General features: G+C 63.4%; 3 protein-coding genes. 2 read left to right on the forward strand and 1 reads right to left on the reverse strand.

What is annotated here, in order from left to right; translation table 11 throughout:
* Window positions 1–2,037 (reverse strand): TonB-dependent receptor (locus BLX41_RS11020; RefSeq protein ID WP_148059713.1); only part of this gene is annotated, 2,037 nt, incomplete at its 3' end.
* Window positions 2,038–2,301: 264 nt separating this feature from the next.
* Here BLX41_RS11020 and BLX41_RS11025 point away from each other — a divergent pair.
* On the forward strand, window positions 2,302–2,532 hold the full coding sequence (locus BLX41_RS11025; protein ID WP_016966714.1) for a VF530 family protein: 231 nt from the start codon (window positions 2,302–2,304) through the stop codon (window positions 2,530–2,532).
* 8 nt (window positions 2,533–2,540) lie between these two features.
* Window positions 2,541–3,209 carry a Pr6Pr family membrane protein gene (locus BLX41_RS11030; protein ID WP_123724901.1) on the forward strand — a complete coding sequence of 223 codons (669 nt, stop codon included), beginning with the start codon at window positions 2,541–2,543 and terminating at the stop codon, window positions 3,207–3,209.
* Window positions 3,210–3,449: the final 240 nt, after the last annotated feature.

Below are 3,449 nucleotides of genomic sequence, written 5' to 3' on the forward strand. Positions count from 1 at the left end.
AAAGGTAGTACGCAACCCCACTTCCACACTGCGGCCGGCGGCCGGTGCGATATCCCGCAGGATCGAGCTGGCGTAGCGCACGGTCTGGTTGGTCAGGTTCTCGCCCTTGACGAAGGCCAGCCACTGGCTACGGCCAATATCGAAGCGATAACCGGCACTGGCGCCAAAGGTGGTGTAGCCATCGGTGCTGCTTTCGTGGTCCGGCACTCGGCCCTGGCCGGCGGCATGCTGCACATCCAGGCGCGCCTGCCAGCGATCCAGTTCCCATAGCAGACCGCTGTTCAGGCGCAGCGGGGCAATGCGCGGCAGGTCCTGGCCGTTGTCGAGGTTCTTGGCCCGGGTGTAGTCGCCGGACAGCTCCAGGGCGAACTTGCCGTAGGCGCTTTCTCCCAGGCTCCAGCGATCCTGGGCTTCGATCCCGGTGAAGCGTGCCCGTACCCCGGAGTAGGCGTACTCCGGAATCCCGTCTGCATCTTCTTCCCCTTCATCGTTGAGGGTCCGGCCCGTGCCCAGCAAGCCGATGTAGTTGGAGAAGTGGCTGTAGAACACCCCGACGCTGCCTTTGTGGGTGCCGTTGTCGAAGCGCAGGGCCAGGTCGCTGGACACGGCCTTTTCCTTGGACAGCTTGGCGTTGCCCAGCTCATAGGTGCCGGTGGCGACGTGGGCGCCGTTGGCATACAGCTCATAGAAGGTCGGGGCGCGTTCGGTGTAGCCCAGGGTGGCGGCCAGGGACCAGACCGGCGTCAGGGTATAGACCGCGCCGGAGGACAGGCTGCCGGCAGTAAAGTTGCTGGACTTGTCGGCCTGGGCGAAACGTTCGTTGCCTTTGCCGTCCGGGTCCACGGTGGTGTGTTCCAGGCGTCCGCCGAGGCTGAGTTTCAGGCGCTCGGTGGCTTGCAGTTCTTCGAGAATGAACAGTGCGCCGCTGTTGGTATCGGTCTTCGGCACGAAGGCTTCTTCACCCAGGGCGGAAAACTCGTTGCGATTGACCTGGGCGCCGATCACCCCTTCCAGCGGGCCGATGGGCAGGTGCCGGGCCTCGACCCGCGCCTCGTAGCCCTTGTTCTTGAAGGTGGTGCCGGTTTCACCGCCTTCGATCTCCCGGTGTTCGTAGTCGGTGTAGCCGGCATTGAACTTGAGCGAGCTGAACGGGCCCTGGAGGTTGCGCAGTTCCGAGGCAAAGGCGTAGTGATCCTGCTTCATGCGGATACGCACGTCGTCTTCGGCGGGGGAGCCGTAGTTGGAGTCGTAGTTGCTGTAGGACAGGCCGGCATAACCGTCGTCCCAGGTATAGGAGCCGCCGATGGCACCGCCGTCCTGGCGACCGTCGCTGTTGCCCAGGCGGCCTTTCTTGCCGTCGCCGTCTTCGCTCGCCGGCGCGTGGCGGCTGCGGGCGTAGCCGGGAATCTTCAGGTCATTGAACTGCCGGGAGTTGGCGTCCAGGTGGAGGGCGAAGGTGCCGTCACCGGCTTCCAGTTTTCCGGCGCTGCTGCGGGTGGTGGCGGCGCCGCCGTAGCGCAGTTCACCGGCCCCGTGAATGCCCTCGATGGCTTCGGTGGGAATGCGGTTGTCGAAGCTGTTGATGACCCCGCCAATGGCGTTGCCGCCGTACAGCAAGGCTGCCGGCCCACGAACGATTTCGATGCGTTCGACGTTGACCGGGTCCAGAGGCACGGCGTGGTCGTAGGACAGCGACGAGGCATCCAGGGCGCCGACACCATTTTGCAGGATGCGGATGCGGTCGCCGTCCAGGCCACGAATCACCGGGCGGCTGGCGCCGGGACCGAAGTAGGACGAGGACACCCCCGGCTGCTTGTTCAGGGTTTCACCGAGGCTGCCTTTCTGTTCCAGGGTCAACTGCTCGCCTTCCAGCACCGTGGTCGGTGCGGCCAGTTGGGTGCTGCCCAGAGGATTGGCGGTGATGACTTGCTGGGGCAAATCCAGGGCCTGGGCCGGGGAGGCGATCAGCAAGGCGGCGGACAGCGGCGACAGGCGCCACAGTAAAGAGCGGGAAGGGCGAGGGACTGAGAGGGACATCGGTCATTCCTTGGCAAGCATTGCGCAGCGCGCTGTGAGTCAGAAAACAGGCGGGACACGGGGGGTGTCCGGGATGCGGGTGGGTTGTTATTTGTTGATACAATATAACATCTCTTTTATTTCGAAAAGCCAGGAACTTTTTGCTTCTCATGCTCAATCGCCGTGGTTGCCGACGGCGGCTACAGTTAAAACAGCACTCTGGCGCGGGCGCATGTCGTCGGCTAAGGTGCGCGGCTTCCTTATCTTTCTCCCCGAAGGCCCGGCATGACCGACACCCAAACCGACCCGCTGCATGGCGTGACCCTGGAACAGATCCTCAAGGCGCTGGTGGAACACTACGAATGGTCGGGGTTGGCCGAGCGCATCGATATCCGTTGCTTCAAGAGTGACCCGAGCATCAAGTCGAGCCTGACCTTCCTGCGCAAGACGCCCTGGGCACGGGAAAAGGTCGAGAAGCTCTACGTGAAGTTGCAGCGCACCAAGCGTCCGCTCTGAGGAGTTCCATGGCCGGTGTATCGCTGCAGGGGCTGCTCAGCCGACGCGGGCTGATCGCCATTGCCGCAGTGCTGGGTTGGCTGGGGCTGACGGTTCAGCTGTATCTGATCCTGTTGCTGCGCTGGGAGGCCGGCGCCAGCCTGCTGGGCGGGCTGGTGAACTTCTTCAGCTTCTTCACCGTACTCAGCAATACCCTGGTGGCCAGTGTGCTGACCTGTGCCCTGAATCTGCGGATTTCCCGGGGGCAGGCGTTCATGCTGCGTCCGGAGGTCAGTGGCGCGGTGGCGGCGAGCATTGTCCTGGTGGGGTTGGCCTACAGCCTGCTGCTGCGTCACCTGTGGCATCCCCAGGGCTGGCAATGGCTGGCGGACGAGTTGCTGCACGACGTGATGCCGGTGCTGTTCCTGATCTATTGGTGGTGCTGTGTGCCCAAGGGGTGGCTGCGGCTGAGGCACATCGGCTTATGGATGCTCTACCCGATGCTGTATTTCGCCTACCTGCTTTTACGCGGGAATTTGCTGGGACTGTACCCCTATCCCTTTATTGCCGTGGACAAGCTCGGCTACCCCCAAGTGTTGCTCAATGCCCTGGGCATATTGGCGGGATTCGTCCTGGTGTCGCTGCTGTTGCTGGGCCTGGATCGCTGGTTGGGCAAACACCGGCCGCAACCCCGGTAGGCGCCGGCTTGCCGGCGAAGGGGCCCTTGAAATCGCTTTCGCTGGCAAGCCAGCTCCTACAAGGGAAATGCATTCCCGGCCATCTCGTAGGAGCCGGCTTGCCGGCGAAGGGGCCCTTGAGACCGCCTTCGCTGGCAAGCCAGCTCCTACAGGGGAAATGCATTCCCGGCCACTCCGTAGGAGCCGGCTTGCCGGCGAAGGGGCCCTTGAAATCGCTTTCGCTGGCAAGCCAGCTCCTAC

The organism is Pseudomonas protegens (genome assembly GCF_003732485.1).
Taxonomy (GTDB): domain Bacteria; phylum Pseudomonadota; class Gammaproteobacteria; order Pseudomonadales; family Pseudomonadaceae; genus Aquipseudomonas; species Aquipseudomonas protegens_B.

What these genes read in the sequence shown, in the direction of transcription:
- BLX41_RS11025 (WP_016966714.1), top strand. Translation starts at nt 2,302, where the DNA reads ATGACCGACACCCAAACCGACCCGCTGCATGGCGTGACCCTGGAACAG.
- BLX41_RS11030 (WP_123724901.1), top strand. Translation starts at nt 2,541, where the DNA reads ATGGCCGGTGTATCGCTGCAGGGGCTGCTCAGCCGACGCGGGCTGATC.